Genomic DNA, 17,015 nt, shown 5'->3' on the forward strand with positions numbered 1-17,015 from the left:
AAACGCTATCTAATGTCTCAGGCTGCAAATACCATTACGCCGTTGCAATATGCTGTAGATCTGAAAATGGAAACGGATAGCGAGCAATCGACACTGATCGCGTGGAAAAAATACATGGTGTTATTGAACCGTGTAGACTGTTCGACAGCACCCAACATTGACTGGCCTAAAGCGCCAGAATAACAATCAGGGGCGCTATGCCCCTATACTCATTTCGGCGGCTCAGGCCATTGGATATCGGGTACGGTAGCGCAATCCACCCGATTGAGCAGGACACGGTATTTGCGCCACGCGGTTAATGCGGATTTTTCGGCATCGGTGGCCATACCTAAATCAACCGCATCCTGTAACGGTGCGATGGAGTTTGCAGCGGAAAACATTAGTTGCTGTTTCTGAGATTCCGCCTGCTGCTGTAATTCCGCTGGCGTCTGAATTCTGGGCGTAATTTCCCCATTAATGAAAACCCACTCGTGATCCCAGCCAAAATCGGCGGGAACATCATTTTTCACAATTTCAGCGACATATAACCCTATTGGACATAACGTGCTGGCATCATCACTAAACGAGCGGATAATACCGTCATCATCATAGGCAATTTTTAACGTATCTGGTTTAAAATTCTGCTGTTGTTCGTACCAATCACCACCCGCATTTGTCAGATACAGACAGTTACCGTAGGGTTTTGATGTTGGCGTATATTCAACAAATTTTTTAGCCATTTTATTGCGTGACATTGATCCACCCTCCATTTCTCATGATCTGCAAATTGGCGACGCGTAGCCGCTCGATGACCCAAACGCCGCCGCCAGGTGTTCGTGACAGCCGAACACCAACCACAAATTCGTTGGTTGAAAAATCCAACCATTCGTCGATTTTTGTTGTTATTTCACGCGGTGTTGATAATCGCAGCGACGTGACATATTTTTCCGCATCGACCGAATTCAGTAATGTTCCGTTGGTTTTCGGTATATGATTTACATTTACCTGACCATGAGTTTTTTGTGAAATAATGGCACCACCGGCGCCGTTCATTTCTAATGTCACGGTATTTTTATTGCGTGTATCCGATAATTCAATGCCCGCAAATCCATTATTCGCGGCAACATATACCCTGTCATAGGTTGATAACCATTGTTTAACAGCAATGCTGCCATCAACGACGCCACCCGTTCTCGGTAGGGCGTTTTCCGCTAGTTTCACCGTGCCCACTAACCCAATATTCCGCACAAACTCTGGTTTGTTGGGGATATCGGCGCCGTTTCGGGATTTTTCGAGGCGGTTGTCTAGGGCGTCAGTTACGGATTTCTGGCTCATCACCTGCGATACACTGTCACCCACAGATTGGATAATGTCCGCTGAATTCAATAGTATCCCGTTGGTTTTCGGGATGTGGTTTACATTTACCTGGCCATGGTTTTTTTGTGAAATGTAAACACCGCCGGTGCCGTTCATTTCTAATGTCACGGTATTTTTATTGCGCGCATCCGATAATTCAACCCCAGCAAATCCGTTATTCGCGGCAACATATACCCTGTCATAGGTTGATAACCATTGTTTAACAGCAATGCTGCCATCAACGACGCCACCCGTTCTCGGTAGGGCGTTTTCCGCTAGTTTCACCGTGCCCACTAACCCAATATTCCGCACAAACTCTGGTTTGTTGGGGATATCGGCGCCGTTTCGGGATTTTTCGAGGCGGTTGTCTAGGGCGTCAGTTACGGATTTCTGGCTCATCACCTGCGATACACTGTCACCCACAGATTGGATAATGTCCGCTGAATTCAATAGTATCCCGTTGGTTTTCGGGATGTGGTTTACATTTACCTGGCCATGGTTTTTTTGTGAAATGTAAACACCGCCGGTGCCGTTCATTTCTAATGTCACGGTATTTTTATTGCGCGCATCCGATAATTCAACCCCAGCAAATCCGTTATTCGCGGCAACATATACCCTGTCATAGGTTGATAACCATTGTTTAACAGCAATGCTGCCATCAACGACGCCACCCGTTCTCGGTAGGGCGTTTTCCGCCTGTTCCACCGTATCCGCCAAACCGAGGTTTTACGTAAATAAATGCGTGAATTCAGGCGATTGATGGGCTAATCAGGTTGGTATGATGAGCTAATCATTGGTTGAATAGGGGGCGCTATGGCGAAAATTGGCTATATCCGTGTATCAACAACTGACCAGAACAGCGATCTGCAACGTAATGCATTAATGGCCGCGAATTGTGACCGGATTTTTGAGGATAAAATCAGTGGCAAAACGGCTAACCGGCCGGGATTAAAACAGGCATTAACCCACCTGAAAACAGGGGATACATTGGTGGTCTGGAAATTGGATCGATTGGGACGCAGTGTTAAAAATCTCATCGCATTAAATGAACGGCTCAATAATGACGGTATTCATTTTCAGAGCCTGACCGACAGCATTGATACCAGTTCGCCAATGGGCAGGTTTTTCTTCTATGTGATGAGCGCATTGGCTGAAATGGAGCGGGAACTCATCATAGAACGGACTAATGCAGGGCTGGCGGCTGCCCGTGCGCAGGGGCGTATTGGTGGCCGTCCCGTGTCATTGAATGACGAAAAATTCCAGTTAGCCTGCCAACTGCTCGCAGGGGGCAAAAATCGGCGGGAAATCGCTAACATTTTCAATGTGTCTCTTTCCACCGTGTATAAATACCTGCCAGTCGGTGCAGCAGCAAATGATGATGTATTTTAATTAGGCGTTTTATTCTGCATTGTGCATTATAGAGGGGGTAATCCCCTCATTTTTTATTCAACTGATTTGTACCAACCCTCACACAATCTCTACCACCTGCATTTTATTGTAAAGCCGACCACCATAACGAAATCACTTAAGCAGGAGTTTTCGCTATGGCCCAAGACTATCACCACGGCGTGCGCGTGCAGGAAATCAACGAAGGCACCCGCACCATTACCACCGTCAGCACTGCCATTGTCGGTATGGTCTGCACGGGGGATGATGCTGATCCCAATACCTTTCCCTTAAATACCCCGGTCTTGTTAACCGACGTCCTGACCGCCAGTGGCAAGGCCGGCGAAACCGGGACGTTATTTCATGCCCTGCGGGCGATTTCTGACCAGGCGAAGCCCGTCACGGTCGTGGTACGGGTGGCGCAGGGTAAAACCGAAGCCGAGACCACAACCCATATCATTGGTGGCGTCACCGATGAAGGCAAGAAAACCGGCATGCAGGCGTTATTGGCCGCACAAGGCCAGCTGGGTGTGAAACCGCGTATTCTCGCTGTGCCCGGTCATGATACCCAGCCCGTTGCCGAGGCACTGGCCATCATCGCCCAGAAGCTACGCGCGATGGCGTATGTCAGTGCCTACGGCTGTAAGACTATCAGTGAGGCCATTAAGTACCGTGACTACTTTAAACACCGTGAATTGATGTTGATTTGGCCGGATTTTCTGAGCTGGGATACCGTGACCAGCCGCGAAGCTGTCGCGTATGCAACCGCCCGTGCCCTGGGCTTGCGGGCTAAAATTGATGAGGAAACCGGCTGGCATAAAACCCTGTCTAACGTCGGCGTCAATGGGGTTACCGGCATTTCGGCCGATGTGTTCTGGGATTTGCAGGATGTCGCCACCGATGCCAACCTGCTGAACCAGAATGATGTCACCACGCTGATCCGCAAAGACGGGTTCCGCTTCTGGGGGTCGCGTACCTGTTCCGCCGATCCGTTATTTCAGTTCGAAAGCTACACCCGCACCGCTCAGGTGCTGGCTGATACGATGGCAGACGCCCATATGTGGGCTATCGACAAGCCGCTGACGCCATCACTGGTGCGCGACATTATCGAAGGCATTAAAGCCAAGCTGCGTGAGCTGAAATCTAACGGTTACCTGATTGATGGCCAATGTTGGTACAGCGAAGAGGCCAACACCAAAGACACCCTGAAAGCCGGTAAATTGTACATTGATTACAACTACACGCCGGTGCCGCCGCTGGAAAACCTGTTATTACGCCAGCGCATCACCGATCAGTATCTGATGGATTTTGCCAACCGGATTAATAGCTGAGGATTGACTCATGGCTTTACCGCGTAAACTGAAATACCTGAACCTGTTTAACGACGGAAATAACTACATGGGGGTCGTGGAAGAAATGACCCTACCCAAACTGACCCGCAAACTGGAAGCCTATCGCGGCGGCGGCATGAACGGCGTGGCTAACGTCGATTTAGGGCTGGACGACAGCGCGCTGGATGCGGAATTTACGCTGGGTGGCGTGGAAGCGCAGCTGTACAAACAGTGGGGCATTGCCAAAGTCGATGGCGTCATGCTGCGCTTTAACGGCTCATTTCAGCGGGACGATACCGGCGAGGTGATCGCCGTGGAAGTCGTGCTGCGCGGGCGATTCTCGGAATTTGACCCCGGCAACTACAAACAGGGCGACAACACCCAGACTAAAGTCAGCGCCAAAAACACCTATTACAAGCTGACGATGGACGGTGATGTTCTGATCGAAATTGATACCGTTAACATGGTGGAAATTGTGGACGGCGACGACCGTCTGGAACAGCATCGCCGCGCCATTGGCCTGTAATTGCGTCTGATCAGTGTTGAATATTAATCATCCTAGGAAATTTATCATGACTAAACAAACTGAGATTATTGAACAACCCGCTATTACCCAACCTGAACAAACCACCGTCATACTGGAAGATCCCATTGTGCGCGGAACAACCACAATCAGTGACATTATTGTCCGTAAGCCTAACAGTGGTGCCCTGCGCGGTGTTCGCTTGCAAGCCCTAATGGAAATGGATGTGGATTCCATGATGCTGGTTTTGCCCCGTGTCACCGCACCGGCGCTAACCAAAAATGATCTACTGTTGATGTCACCGGGCGACCTGATTAACCTGAGTATCGAGGTGGTCAGTTTTTTGCTGCCGAAGTCGGTGAAGTCCGATTTCCAGAACAATTAACCGTTGATGAACTGGTGGCGGATATCGCAACGGTATTTCACTGGCCGCCTGCTGCCACGCATGATATGTCACTGCCGGAACTGCTAGAATGGCGTTACCGGGCGTTAAAACGGAGCGGTAGCGATGAGTGACCGGAATTTACGCTTGCAGGTGATCCTGTCAGCGGTCGATAAACTGACCGGCCCGTTTAAAAACGCGCAGACCACAAACAAAAAACTGGCAGAAACGCTGAAACAGTCGCGCCAGCAGTTGCGTGATCTGAATCAGCAGGCCGGGCAGATTGACGGATTTCGCAAAACCAAACAGGCGCTCGCCAGCGCCGAACAATCCTATCGCAGTGCCACCGAACGCGTGGCAGCTCTGGCGCGGGCGATGAAAGGCAATGAAAACCCTACCAAAACCCAGATCCGCGAATTTGAGCAGGCGAAGCGCGCCGCCGCTCGTTTCAAGCAGGAAACCCAGACCTTAAGTCAGTCCCTGCACCGCCAGCGCGACAGTCTGAAAGCCAGCGGCATCTCAACCAACCAGCTCGGACAGGCGCAGCGGCGCATTAATACTGACATCAGCCGCACCAATAACACCCTGCAACAACAACGCCAGCAACTGGAACGGCTGGAACAGCGTGAGAAAAAAATGGCAGCAGTGAGATCTCGCTACCAAAAAACAAAAAACTTGCGCAGCGATATGCTGGGGCACGGTGCAGGAATGGTGGCATCTGGCGGTGCCGTATTGATGGGTGTAAAACCCATGTTGAATGAGGCATCCATCTATCACAAAGAACTCGCAGAGTTCAGGGCGCTAGGTGTTGGCGATAATATACTGAATCAGGCGGAAAAATTCGCGAACGGTACAAAAATTATCGGAAATAGCACCGCTGATAACTTGAAAATACTGAAAGAAGCTCATTCGGTATTACGGCATTACGAAGAGGCCGAGATGGTCACTCCGGAATTGCTCAGGTTACAATATGCCACCCGTTTTTTATCCATGCACGGGATTAGTGAAGAAAAAGCACAGGCGATGCGCGATCAGTCACAGGAGGTGCTGAAAATCGCCGAACTACGCAATATGATTAACAATCCCGATGATTTTAAAAAATCGGTAAACCTGTCTGCACAGGCGATGGCGGCCAGCGGTGGATTGGTATTGCCCAGTGATTATATGGCCGTGCTCAAAACGGGTAACGTCGCCGCAAAACAGATGAGTGATGAGGCATTTTATTTCTCTATGTCTCACATTATTCAACAGATTGGTGGCGATCGAACAGGGACATCGCTGGCTAGTGCTTACCAGAACCTGATGATGGGACGTACTACACAGGGAGCTGCCGAGGAGCTAAATGCACTGGGATTATTGCAAAAAGGTGCAGTCAAGTACGGTAAAACCGGCCATATCACTAAAGTTAAGCCAGGGGCATTGGTAAATGTGGAAAAATTCCAGACTGATCCATTCCGTTATCTCATGGATGAAATCGTGCCGCGTATCCGTAAAAAACACCCACAGCTAGACGAACGCGGCATGGAAACAGCCATTGCCAAACTCTTCTCTAACCGCAAAGGCGCAGATCTGTTTGTCACTATGTACCGCGAACACGCCAATATTGAGAAACAAATCAAAGCGGGTCACGAAGCCTATAATGTGGAACAGTTGGTCACCGAAGGGCAGAAAACCGCACAGGGACAAGAACTGGAAACTGAAGCCCGTAAGCGCGATTTATATAAACAGATTGGCGATCATTTACTGCCGTTGTATATCCGTGGCTTATCCAAACTCGCCGAAATGTTGACCACAGTGAAGCAGTTTTTTAATGATCATCCGGTAGTTGCAAAATTTGCTACGATTGCCGCAGCGGGATTAGGTATTGTGCTGGCGATAGCCGGCACACTGACACTGGCATTGGCGACCCTGCTAGGGCCATTGGCAATGATAAGGCTGGGATTATCCGTACTGGGTATCAAAGGCGCAGGCTCACTGAAATTACTAGGCGGAGTCTTTTCCTTTCTCGGCAAAGGCATAATGTGGCTGGGCCGTATCATGTGGACAAACCCTATTTTAGCCATTATTGGGCTGATTGCCCTCGGCGCTTACCTGATCTGGAAAAATTGGAACAATCTGGGGCCATGGTTGAAAAATTTGTGGGATACCATTTCAGCCTACGTTTCTACCACATGGGAAGGGATTAAACAAAAAGTCTTGAGTAAGTGGGATGACATTCGGCAAGGCATTGCGAATAAATGGAATGAAATTGTCGAAGATGCCCAAAATCTACCGGAACGATTTAAACAATTCGGCACAGAAATTATCGAAAATCTCATCACCGGTATTAAGGAAAAATGGGCAGCGTTAAAGCAAAGCCTGTCTGAATTGGGCACCCAGCTTAAAGATTCGTTGACGCCGGATTTTATGAAAGATCAGAGCCAAAAAACAGAGGTTCAGGCGGCGTTGGCATCATATCAAAACACTGGCGACAATCCCTTTGCGTTCTTCTCTGGCGCCCATGATACCGGCGGTTATATCCCAGCGGGAAAATTTGGCCTGGTCGGTGAATATGGCCCTGAATTGATCAATGGCCCTGCCCACGTAACCAGTCGCCGGCAAACAGCAGTGCTGGCCAAAATGGCCGCGGCAGCACTATCGATAGGTGCCGTTTCTTCTGTCGGTGCCCAATACGCCCCATTGCACCCGCACAGCCTGCCTGCGGCACACTATGCTTCGTCTGGCATCACCGCAAACCGATCGGCTGCGTCAGAGTATCACGCGCCTGCCGCTGCCCCGATCATTAACATCTATCCCACACCGGCACAGTCGCCGCAGGATATCGCCCGCGCCGTCGCCAAAGAGCTGGATCGCCGTGAACAACAACAACGTGCTCGCGCTCGTAGCGCATTTGCCGACAGAGAGGAGTATTAATGATGATGGCCGCACTCGGTTTATTTGTTTTTATGCTGAAAACCACACCTTACCAGAGTCTGCAACATCAACAATCTTGGCGTCATAGCTTCAATAACCGGATCGGTGCCCGCCCTGCATTCCAATTTATGGGGCCAAACAATGACACCATCACCCTGTCTGGTTCTCTGTACCCTGAAATCACGGGCGGGCGGTTCTCATTACTGGCACTGGAATTGATGGCAGAAAGTGGCAAAGCGTGGTCATTTCTGGACGGTCACGGCACCATTTACGGCATGTTTGTCATTGAAAGCATCGATCGAACCAAAACAGAATTTTTTGCTGATGGTGCCGCCCGAAAAATTGATTTCACTATGACGTTACGTCGGGTGGATGAAAACCTCGGTGAGATGTTCGGCGATTTAAATCAGCAACTGGGCGACCTGAAAGACAGTGCTCTCGATAAACTCGGCGGATTCAAAGACAGCGTCACTGACAAATTGAGTGGTATCACCGACAAAGTGGCGGGGGTCTTCTCATGATGTCATTGCCCGATTTACCGAAACTGGACTGGATCACGGGTAAAACCTGCGAACCGGTTTACGTCCTCAAAGCTGGGGATGAAAATATCAATGCCCGCATCCAGAAACGGCTAATGTCGCTGACCCTGACCGATAATCGGGGTTTTGAGGCCGATCAGTTAGATATCGAGTTGGACGACAGCAACGGCAAATTGGCGCTGCCTAAACGGGGTACTAAGTTGTCACTGCGTCTGGGCTGGCAAGGAGAAGTTCTCATCCATAAGGGCACGTTTATTGTGGATGAAATTGAATACAGCGGCGCACCGGATAAGATCACTGTGCGTGCCAGAAGTGCCGATTTTCGGGCTACCCTCAATATCAGCCGTGAATTGTCGTATCACCAGAAAACCATTGGCGATATCGTGCGTACTATTGCTGCCCGCAATAATTTGAGTCCGGAGGTAGATAAAACGCTGGATAAAATCATCGTTCCTCATATTGACCAGACCAATGAATCCGACGGCAATTTCTTAACTCGACTAGCTAAACAGGAAGGCGCTATTGCCGCGGTTAAGAACGGCTACCTGCTGTTTTTCCAGCAGGGACAGAATAAAACCGCCAGTGGTAAACCGCTACCTGATGTGCTGATTACCCGCAAATCCGGCGATAGCTACCGTTTTGCTCTGGCCGACCGAAGCGCTTATACTGGTGTTTCAGCACACTGGCTGAATACTCACGATCCAAAGAAAAAAGAACAGATCACCGTCAAACGCAAACCGCGTAAGCCCAAGACCACAAAACCGAAACAGCAAGAGGAAAAAGAGGGGGATTATCTGGCTGGTAACGAGGGGAATGTCCTAGTATTGAAACACACCTATGCCTACAAATCCACCGCCGAGCGCGCCGCTAAGACAGAATGGGAGCGTATCCAACGCGGCGTGGCGTCGTTTTCTATTCAACTGGCAAAGGGACGGCCGGAACTGTTCCCAGAAATGCCGGTTCGGGTGCAGGGGTTTAAGCCAGAGATTGACCGGGCAGATTGGACGCTGGTTACTGTCACTCATACGCTCAATGACAGCGGGTTAACCTCATCGTTAGAACTGGAAGTGAAGATATCGGATACCGACATGGCATGATTTGCTATAATCGTAGCATTGCCTAACACAACTGGCAGCCCCTGATACTGAGTACACACTCGATGATGAAATGCCCACTGTGCGGCCATGTCGCCCATACCCGCAGTAGTTTTGAACACACCACCGAAACTAAAGAGCGCTACAACCAGTGCCAAAATATCAATTGTGGTGCTACATTCGTGAGCCATGAAACTTTTGTTCGCTGGGTGACTAAGCCGGATTTGGTTGAATTCGCCCCGCCCCATCCTACGAATGGTCAACAAGCTGTTATGATATTTGATGACATGTAAGGAATTTTTAATTTTAATCCGTGATCTGAATCACTTTTCAAAATGGGCAAATTGGCAGGTATCTGAAGAATGTCGCCATTTTGTGTCGCCATCCCATCGCCATTTTGTCGCCACTTTGCATTTTTCATGCAATCTCAGAAAGCAAAAAAGCCACCGTAAAGGTGGCCTTTTCTAACCCTAACTCACTGTTTTACAGTAAGTTTTTATTTGGTGCCCAGGGCGGGACTTGAACCCGCACAGCCTTACAGCCGAGGGATTTTAAATCCCTTGTGTCTACCGATTTCACCACCTGGGCTAAATTTGGAGGCGCGTCCCGGAGTCGAACCGAGGTAGACGGATTTGCAATCCGCTGCATGGCCACTCTGCCAACGCGCCTTTTTTGGAGCGGGAAACGAGACTCGAACTCGCGACCCCGACCTTGGCAAGGTCGTGCTCTACCAACTGAGCTATTCCCGCCTTTCTTCGAACTTCTTGATTTACTTAACTTGTTTCGTAAACCTCACATGCCGTTCGATGCGTTGCATTCTACTTACTTCACGAAATGAGTCAACACAATTATTTATAAAACTCGTTCATTCGATGATTTTTGCGTCATTTCGATCATCCTTCACGCAAATCATCCCATGCAGCGCTCAAATATTGAAACATTGACCAGAATGTCAAGACTGCAGCAGCATATAATAGGATGAATCCTCCCACTTCAAGTTCAATGCAAGGACGCCACAACAAGGCAACCAATGCCGCCATTTGTGCTGTAGTTTTTATTTTTCCCATCCAAGAAACGGCTACACTACTGCGTTTTCCCAATTCTGCCATCCATTCACGTAGAGAAGATATGATGATCTCGCGAGCAATCATCGTCGCAGCAGGTAACGTGATCCACCACGTATGGTAATGTTCTGCAATCAGTACCAGCGCAATAGCCACCATAACTTTATCCGCCACTGGATCAAGAAATGCGCCAAAACGCGTCGTCTGTTTCCACAAACGAGCAAGAAAACCATCAAACCAATCTGTTGCAGCAGCGATAATAAAGATAATGGCACATACCATCGGTGCCCATTGGAATGGCAAGTAAAATGCCAAAACAAAGAATGGAATTAAGGCAATACGAAATAGGGTAAGCCATGTTGGAATATTTAATTGCATAATGCTTAGTAACTATCTGGCAAAGTTAAGTTTATCAGTATGGTGCATCAATACTTCTAGTGTTTCAACGCATTATAGATTTTTTCTGCCAGTGCATAAGAAATAGAAGGCACTTTTGCGATCTCTTCTACACTTGCGTTACGTAAGGGCTGTAATCCCCCCATATATTTAAGTAACATTTGTCTACGTTTTGGCCCAATACCATCAATCGATTCCAATGTACTAGTCTTTTTCACTTTTTCCCGACGCTGACGATGCCCTGTAATGGCATGGTTGTGAGATTCATCACGAATATGTTGAATAATATGTAACGCAGGTGAATCAGGAGGAAGTGCTATCCCTTCTCCTTCCGCTTCAAAAAATAGGGTTTCTAACCCAGCCTTACGATCACTGCCTTTCGCAACACCAATTAGCTTAGGATACTTTTTATTCCATTCAACTTCCAAAGAATCGAAAACTGCAATCGCACGCGCAAGCTGCCCCTTCCCCCCGTCAATAAAGATAATATCCGGGATTTTTGTCTGAACGATAGCTTTGCTATATCGACGACGCAAGACCTGGTTCATCGCAGCATAATCATCTCCTGGAGTGATACCCGTAATATTATAGCGTCGGTATTCTGCACGAACCGGACCATTAGCATCAAAAACAACACATGATGCAACAGTTTGTTCTCCCATCGTGTGGCTGATATCGAAACATTCCATACGTTGGATTTTTTCAATACCGACAAATGTGGCCAATGATTCTAATCGCTGATGAATTGTCGATTGTTGGGAGAGTTTGGTAATCAACGCTGTTACAGCATTGGTACGTGCCAATTTTAAGTAACGCGCCCTATCACCTCTTGGCCGTGCTTGGATATAGATTTTTTTGCCCGATATTTCAGAAAGGGATTCTTCCAATAGCTCTTTCTCAGGTAATGCGAAATCCAACAAAATTTCTGACGGCAATGTCCTGTTTTGGCTTCCTTGGAGATAGAATTGACCAAGGAAAGTTTGCACTACTTCATCTAGTTTTGTATCAACCGGAATTTTGGGATAATAACTTCGGCTGCCCAATATCTTGCCCTGACGGATAAATAAGACATGTACACAGGCCATCCCCGCCTCAAAAGCGATGCTGATAACATCAAGATCATCACCTTCTCCGGAAACAAATTGTCGTTCAGTGACTTGCCGTACAGCTTGGATCTGATCGCGATAACGAGCAGCCTCTTCAAATTTAAGCTGTTGGCTTGCTTTTTCCATTTTTGCTACCAGCTTATCCAATACTTGCTGATCTTTCCCCGTCAAAAACAAGCGGACGTATTCAACTTGCTGATGGTATTCTTCATCCGTTACAAATCCCTTAACACAAGGGGCAAGGCAGCGCCCAATCTGATATTGCAAACAAGGTCTTGAACGATTGCGATACACACTGTTTTCACATTGGCGAATGGGAAATAGTTTCTGCAATAAAATCAAAGTGTCGCGTATTGCATGAGAATTAGGGAATGGGCCGAAGTATTCTCCCTTCGCATACTTGGCTCCACGATATAAAGTTAAACGGGGATGGATATCACTACTCAAAAAAATATAAGGATAAGATTTATCATCTCTCAGTAGTACATTATAGCGAGGCTGATACAGCTTGATATAGTTATGTTCGAGCAGGAGTGCCTCTGTCTCTGTGTGGGTAACGGTGACATCTATCTGGACGATATTTTTCACTAATGATTCTGTTTTGTGACTACTAACCTGTGCCCTAAAATAACTAGATAACCGTTTTTTTAGATCTTTGGCTTTACCAACATAAATCACTGTGCCAGTGGCATCATACATGCGGTAGGCACCCGGCTGACTGGTAACTGTTTTTAAAAATGCCTTTGAATTAAATAGTTCCGCCACAATTGATCACCCATCAAATTTTATTATCCACCCTGAGTTACCATATTCTGCGCATCAAACAATCCACAGCGTATTGCCATATGGGTCAATTCTACATCACCTTTGATATTTAGTTTACTGAACATTCTATAGCGGTAACTATTCACCGTTTTTGGGCTCAGATTAAGCAACGCAGAAATCTCATTAACTTTACGCCCCTGAGTTATCATTGTCATGATCTGCAATTCCCGCTCTGAAAGTTCATCCAACGGGTTTTCTTTTAGGGGTGATAACTGGTTGAGTGCCATCTGCTGGGCTATGTCCGGGGAAATGTAACGTTGGCCTGCATAAACAGCCCGAATTGCATTGATCATATCCTGAGGCGCTGCGGCCTTGCTCAAATATCCCCTAATCCCTGCTTGCATCACTTTTGTGGGTAAAGAACTTTCAGTATGGATAGTTAGCATAATCACTCGTGTATCAGGTGAATAACGAATGATTTTCTTAGCTGCCTCCACCCCTCCTATACCGGGCATTCCCATATCCATCATGACGACATCCGTGCTGTTTGATCTACACCATCTGACCGCATCTTCTCCACTGCTGGCTTCTCCTACGACTTTTATCCCTTTTACATCATCAAGGACGCCTTTCACACCAATGCGCACCAGTTCATGGTCATCAACTAATAAAACATTAATCAAACAACATCTCCACTAACGTAATATCCACAATAATGATAAAATTAATAAACTCCAAAACAAAACCGATACATTGAACTTATCTTCATGATTTTAATAAAATAAATTAAAAAAGATAACATCCTCTATCGAGTGATATCAAAACCTTTTGGATTAGATAACGGAGTATACTAACATTAGTGCAAAACAGAAAGGAAATTGTCACATATCAATGAAATAAAATTAATATATAACCAATTGATTTCATTTAATTTTTTTAAAACATATCTCTATATTATTCATAGCAACCTATTTTAATCCAGAACAATATGAGGGTGATATTTCCCCCATATCACAACAATTATTTAAATAAGTTAAGGATATCCTTTTTAGTCAGCATAGGGGTTTTTTCAACAAAATTATAATACGCGGGCTTGCTGTCCACATAAATTTGGCGAGATAATTTACTATAATGACTATTATCAAACAATGAAACTGGAACATAATAAGCACTTGGGTGATGCAAATGGTAAAAAAGGTGTGTGCCACACCTTTTACAGAAAGCGCGTTCTGCCCATTCGGATGACGGATATGTTGAAATATTTTCAGCCCCCTCTATTTTTAGATCGTCCTTACAATCTACAGATAAAAATGGGCCACCATTCCATTTTTGACAAATTTTACAATGACATACATTAATATCTTCAATGCGTTGATTGGTTTTCACGCTCACCGCACCACATAAACAATGACCTTTATTCATCATTTCACTCTCTATCTATAATAAATTTATAGTGAAAACTTTTATATCTGAGATTGAATAAATCTACCACTATATTTCATCAAAAATACCATACTCATTACAATGATTTTCTAATTTTTAGCCATACAAATAAGCTCTAGAAACGTTAAGTTACGGCTTGATAGCAGGAAAATAAGTTATTTATTTCACATCTTCGTTATCCTCTTCATCATCAATGTGCCAACTATGCAATATTCGGTGGACAAAAGGTGTTACCACCATACCTACAGCGATAAAAAAGATAGCCTGAAGGAATAGTCCATAAATGGCAGCAAAATATTTTCCTAGTGTACTGACTGGTTCAATATGCAAGTTTTGTGTTCCAATCATTAAAACTGAATTTAGTATTGCATCAGGTATAGCATGGCTTTCGATCAAGAAAAAACCCAGTACACCAGGAATAATGCCGATCAGAAAAATAAGGAATGCATGCAAAAGAAAGCGCAGTATCCGTAAAAGAAATCGGTCAAAACTAATTAATTTATCAGTAAATTTTTCCATACCAGATCTCCACTAATAAATTAGTTACCATGGTGATTGTATGTTAGTTTTTATTTTTATCAATGATCATGCGCTGGATATCGATCAATACACTTGGTGATAGCATATTTTTCTTCAATAAATTTCCCATCTTCCACCTCCCTATAATGTCACCAATTGATAATACAATCATCTGCTACAACTATTGTTTTCTTAAAATACTTTTAAATAGCTTGTTGTCCACAGTGATATTTCCCTGCCCTAAGAACACACCCACAATAGTGATAACAACACCAATCATTTGTGGCAAACTGGGTATATTTCCCATCATTATCTGTATAATGAGTGCAAATATGGGAACAAAGTTAAAAAATACTGCCGTTTTCCCTGCTCCACGAATAGCAACACCCATATTCCAAAAAAGATAGGCAACAGTGGAACCACCAATACCTATATAGAAACAAGCCAAATGGCTTTCAAATGTTCCAGAAGATAATGCAGTCATCGGTGATTCCACAAAAATCGCAATAAACCCTAATATGATCGCACCAAAAAACATCGTCCAGCTCGTAGTCGCTAATGGCGTTGCATCTTTGACAAATACCCGCGTTCCTACTGTGTAAATTGACCAACCAAGACTTCCCATAAAAATGATTATATCGCCGGTTACTACCTGAACGACACCGCCCCAAATCAATTCACCATTGGTAATAACCACAGCAACTCCCAACAAACTGATCACCATACCAACAACTCGCATCAATCCAGGTAACCGACGATTTACAATAGCTTCCAGAATATTGGTAGAGATCGGCGTCGTTGCCACAATCAGAGCAGCCGTAACTGGGTTAGCACTTTGAAGACCGACAAAAAATGCCCCATTAAACCCCGCTACACCAATCGCCCCAAGAACAATAAATGCCCACCAGTTTTGTTTTAAAACTTTACTGTGAATCCCCTCTTTCCACGCAAAAAAAGTAAAAATACAGATAACTGCATAGAAAAAACGCTCAACAGAAGCCGTCCACGGTGGCAAACTCGTAAGTGCAAATTTCGTTACCTGAAAATTTGATCCCCAAAAGAATGTTGCAATTAACGTCAGCGCAATCGCTAACTGTGGAGTTGTTCTCATATTCATTACCCTAATTTCTTAATTTATCTCAAGCAAAATAATCCTTGGCAAAATCATTGTGGCATCTTTTAAAATTGAAATATTTAGGCGATATTGGTAATCAGATTTTCATAAACGGAAAACAAATTGTGCAATCACTTATTTGGGATGATATTCGAATATTCTTAGCAGTCGCGCGAGCAAATACGATCAGTAAATCGGCTGAGCTTCTTGGTATTGGTGTAGCAACGGTATCGAGAAAAATCGAACGTTTGGAAAATACCTTCGGCATGCCCTTATTTCTACGGCATCAAACAGGTTATCAACTGACAGAAGATGGCGCAGAACTATTGGAAAAAGCCAAAGCCATGGAGATAGCGGCAAATTCATTTTTATTTGAAGCCGATCTGCGGACAACTATTGCGGGAAATGTACGTCTTGCCACACTCGAAACATTATCCAATTATTTAATTATGCCAAATTTTCCGACCTTACAAAAAAACTATCCAAACCTGACATTAGAAATCACAACGGATAACTACCCTGTAAACCTTCACCGCCGTGATGCTGACTTAGCACTTCGTATCATCAGACCTGAGCAAGGTCATGTTAATGTCCGACAACTTGGAACCCTGGGATTTGGCCTTTATGGAAGTGAAACCTACTTAGCTACTTGCCCCTCCGGTATATTTAGAGGTGAATACAACGACGCACATTTTATTGGCTGGACAAGTGAGTACTCGCAATTTCCTTCCGTTAACTGGCTTAAACAAGCCTTACAAGGGCGTTCACTTTCAATCGCAACAACTTCGATTTGTTCTCAAATTGCGGCCGCAAATGCGGGCTTAGGATTAGCCGTGTTACCCCATATTGCGGCCAATGACGCAGGGCTTATTTGTATTTCACCTGAATTAGGTATAGATAAACCCATCTGGCTTGTTATTCAATCTGATTTGGCTCACTCTCCCAGGATACGGAAAATAGCAGATTTTTTAGCAGATGTGGTTTTTCAAAATCAGGATAAATTGGCAGGACGGTCACCCCAAACGGGCATACTATGTCATTCAGCATAACCAACTGTGGCACGCTTGGTTGGATAAGCGATAAATAAGAATATCGCTATACAAAG

General features: G+C 45.6%; 19 protein-coding genes and 3 tRNA genes. 11 read left to right on the forward strand and 11 right to left on the reverse strand.

The window, feature by feature from the left end:
* The coding region (locus Xentx_RS00005) for a tail fiber assembly protein (RefSeq protein WP_244149793.1) at nt 1-183 on the forward strand (183 nt) is incomplete at its 5' end.
* 26 nt (nt 184-209) lie between these two features.
* On the opposite strand, the gene Xentx_RS00010 is transcribed toward Xentx_RS00005, so the two are convergent.
* Nucleotides 210-734: a tail fiber assembly protein gene (locus tag Xentx_RS00010; RefSeq protein WP_279625071.1), complete on the reverse strand. Its 525-nt coding sequence runs from the start codon at nt 732-734 to the stop codon at nt 210-212.
* Entirely contained in the window at nt 721-2,040 is a 1,320-nt protein-coding gene (locus tag Xentx_RS00015; RefSeq protein WP_074018242.1) for a hypothetical protein, read from the reverse strand. Before Xentx_RS00015 ends, Xentx_RS00010 begins: the two co-directional genes overlap by 14 nt.
* A 108-nt stretch (nt 2,041-2,148) precedes the next feature.
* On the opposite strand from Xentx_RS00015, the gene Xentx_RS00020 reads away from it, so the two are divergent.
* The 9 genes from Xentx_RS00020 (at nt 2,149) to Xentx_RS00060 (ending at nt 9,796) form a co-directional block, all read left to right on the forward strand.
* Entirely contained in the window at nt 2,149-2,724 is a 576-nt protein-coding gene (locus Xentx_RS00020; RefSeq protein WP_074018243.1) for a recombinase family protein, read from the forward strand.
* A 155-nt stretch (nt 2,725-2,879) separates the two neighbouring features.
* Nucleotides 2,880-4,052, forward strand: coding sequence for a phage tail sheath protein (locus tag Xentx_RS00025; protein WP_074018244.1), 1,173 nt, complete (start codon nt 2,880-2,882; stop codon nt 4,050-4,052).
* Nucleotides 4,053-4,062: 10 nt separating this feature from the next.
* Nucleotides 4,063-4,578, forward strand: a complete 516-nt coding sequence (locus Xentx_RS00030) for a phage major tail tube protein (protein ID WP_074018245.1) — start codon at nt 4,063-4,065, stop codon at nt 4,576-4,578.
* Between the two features lie 46 nt (nt 4,579-4,624).
* Nucleotides 4,625-4,960 carry a phage tail assembly protein gene (locus Xentx_RS00035; RefSeq protein WP_139292402.1) on the forward strand — a complete coding sequence of 112 codons (336 nt, stop codon included), beginning with the start codon at nt 4,625-4,627 and terminating at the stop codon, nt 4,958-4,960.
* A gap of 14 nt (nt 4,961-4,974) precedes the next feature.
* Complete coding sequence (locus Xentx_RS00040) at nt 4,975-5,091, forward strand: GpE family phage tail protein (RefSeq protein ID WP_208607519.1); 117 nt, start codon at nt 4,975-4,977, stop codon at nt 5,089-5,091.
* Nucleotides 5,084-7,870 (forward strand): phage tail tape measure protein, encoded by a 2,787-nt coding sequence (locus Xentx_RS19305; RefSeq protein ID WP_074018247.1) that lies wholly within the window; start codon nt 5,084-5,086, stop codon nt 7,868-7,870. Before Xentx_RS00040 ends, Xentx_RS19305 begins: the two co-directional genes overlap by 8 nt.
* Nucleotides 7,871-7,872: 2 nt before the next feature.
* The gene (locus Xentx_RS00050; protein ID WP_074018487.1) at nt 7,873-8,391 is read left to right on the forward strand and encodes a phage tail protein; all 519 of its coding nucleotides are present in this window, start codon (nt 7,873-7,875) and stop codon (nt 8,389-8,391) included.
* Nucleotides 8,388-9,506 carry a phage late control D family protein gene (locus Xentx_RS00055; RefSeq protein ID WP_074018248.1) on the forward strand — a complete coding sequence of 373 codons (1,119 nt, stop codon included), beginning with the start codon at nt 8,388-8,390 and terminating at the stop codon, nt 9,504-9,506. The genes Xentx_RS00050 and Xentx_RS00055 overlap by 4 nt, the downstream gene beginning before the upstream one ends.
* A 62-nt stretch (nt 9,507-9,568) precedes the next feature.
* Nucleotides 9,569-9,796, forward strand: a complete 228-nt coding sequence (locus Xentx_RS00060) for an ogr/Delta-like zinc finger family protein (protein WP_074018249.1) — start codon at nt 9,569-9,571, stop codon at nt 9,794-9,796.
* Between the two features lie 208 nt (nt 9,797-10,004).
* On the opposite strand, the gene Xentx_RS00065 is transcribed toward Xentx_RS00060, so the two are convergent.
* The 9 genes from Xentx_RS00065 to Xentx_RS00105 form a co-directional block, all read right to left on the reverse strand.
* Nucleotides 10,005-10,091 (reverse strand) — tRNA-Leu (locus Xentx_RS00065).
* A gap of 6 nt (nt 10,092-10,097) precedes the next feature.
* Nucleotides 10,098-10,171: transfer RNA gene (locus Xentx_RS00070), tRNA-Cys, on the reverse strand.
* A gap of 5 nt (nt 10,172-10,176) precedes the next feature.
* Nucleotides 10,177-10,252: transfer RNA gene (locus tag Xentx_RS00075), tRNA-Gly, on the reverse strand.
* Between the two features lie 144 nt (nt 10,253-10,396).
* Complete coding sequence (gene pgsA, locus Xentx_RS00080) at nt 10,397-10,945, reverse strand: CDP-diacylglycerol--glycerol-3-phosphate 3-phosphatidyltransferase (protein ID WP_074018250.1); 549 nt, start codon at nt 10,943-10,945, stop codon at nt 10,397-10,399.
* Between the two features lie 56 nt (nt 10,946-11,001).
* Complete coding sequence (uvrC, locus tag Xentx_RS00085; protein WP_074018251.1) at nt 11,002-12,834, reverse strand: excinuclease ABC subunit UvrC; 1,833 nt, start codon at nt 12,832-12,834, stop codon at nt 11,002-11,004.
* A 23-nt stretch (nt 12,835-12,857) separates the two neighbouring features.
* Entirely contained in the window at nt 12,858-13,517 is a 660-nt protein-coding gene (gene uvrY, locus Xentx_RS00090; protein ID WP_074018252.1) for a UvrY/SirA/GacA family response regulator transcription factor, read from the reverse strand.
* Between the two features lie 337 nt (nt 13,518-13,854).
* Nucleotides 13,855-14,259, reverse strand: coding sequence for a GFA family protein (locus Xentx_RS00095; RefSeq protein WP_339373679.1), 405 nt, complete (start codon nt 14,257-14,259; stop codon nt 13,855-13,857).
* A gap of 177 nt (nt 14,260-14,436) precedes the next feature.
* Nucleotides 14,437-14,796, reverse strand: a complete 360-nt coding sequence (locus Xentx_RS00100) for a hypothetical protein (protein WP_074018253.1) — start codon at nt 14,794-14,796, stop codon at nt 14,437-14,439.
* Nucleotides 14,797-14,977: 181 nt separating this feature from the next.
* Nucleotides 14,978-15,907, reverse strand: coding sequence for a DMT family transporter (locus Xentx_RS00105; protein WP_074018489.1), 930 nt, complete (start codon nt 15,905-15,907; stop codon nt 14,978-14,980).
* 128 nt (nt 15,908-16,035) lie between these two features.
* Between Xentx_RS00105 and Xentx_RS00110 the strand changes: the two genes are divergently transcribed.
* On the forward strand, nt 16,036-16,959 hold the full coding sequence (locus Xentx_RS00110) for a LysR family transcriptional regulator (protein WP_244149794.1): 924 nt from the start codon (nt 16,036-16,038) through the stop codon (nt 16,957-16,959).
* The last annotated feature ends 56 nt before the right edge of the window (nt 16,960-17,015 follow it).

This window comes from Xenorhabdus thuongxuanensis (assembly GCF_001908095.1).
Lineage (GTDB): Bacteria > Pseudomonadota > Gammaproteobacteria > Enterobacterales > Enterobacteriaceae > Xenorhabdus > Xenorhabdus thuongxuanensis.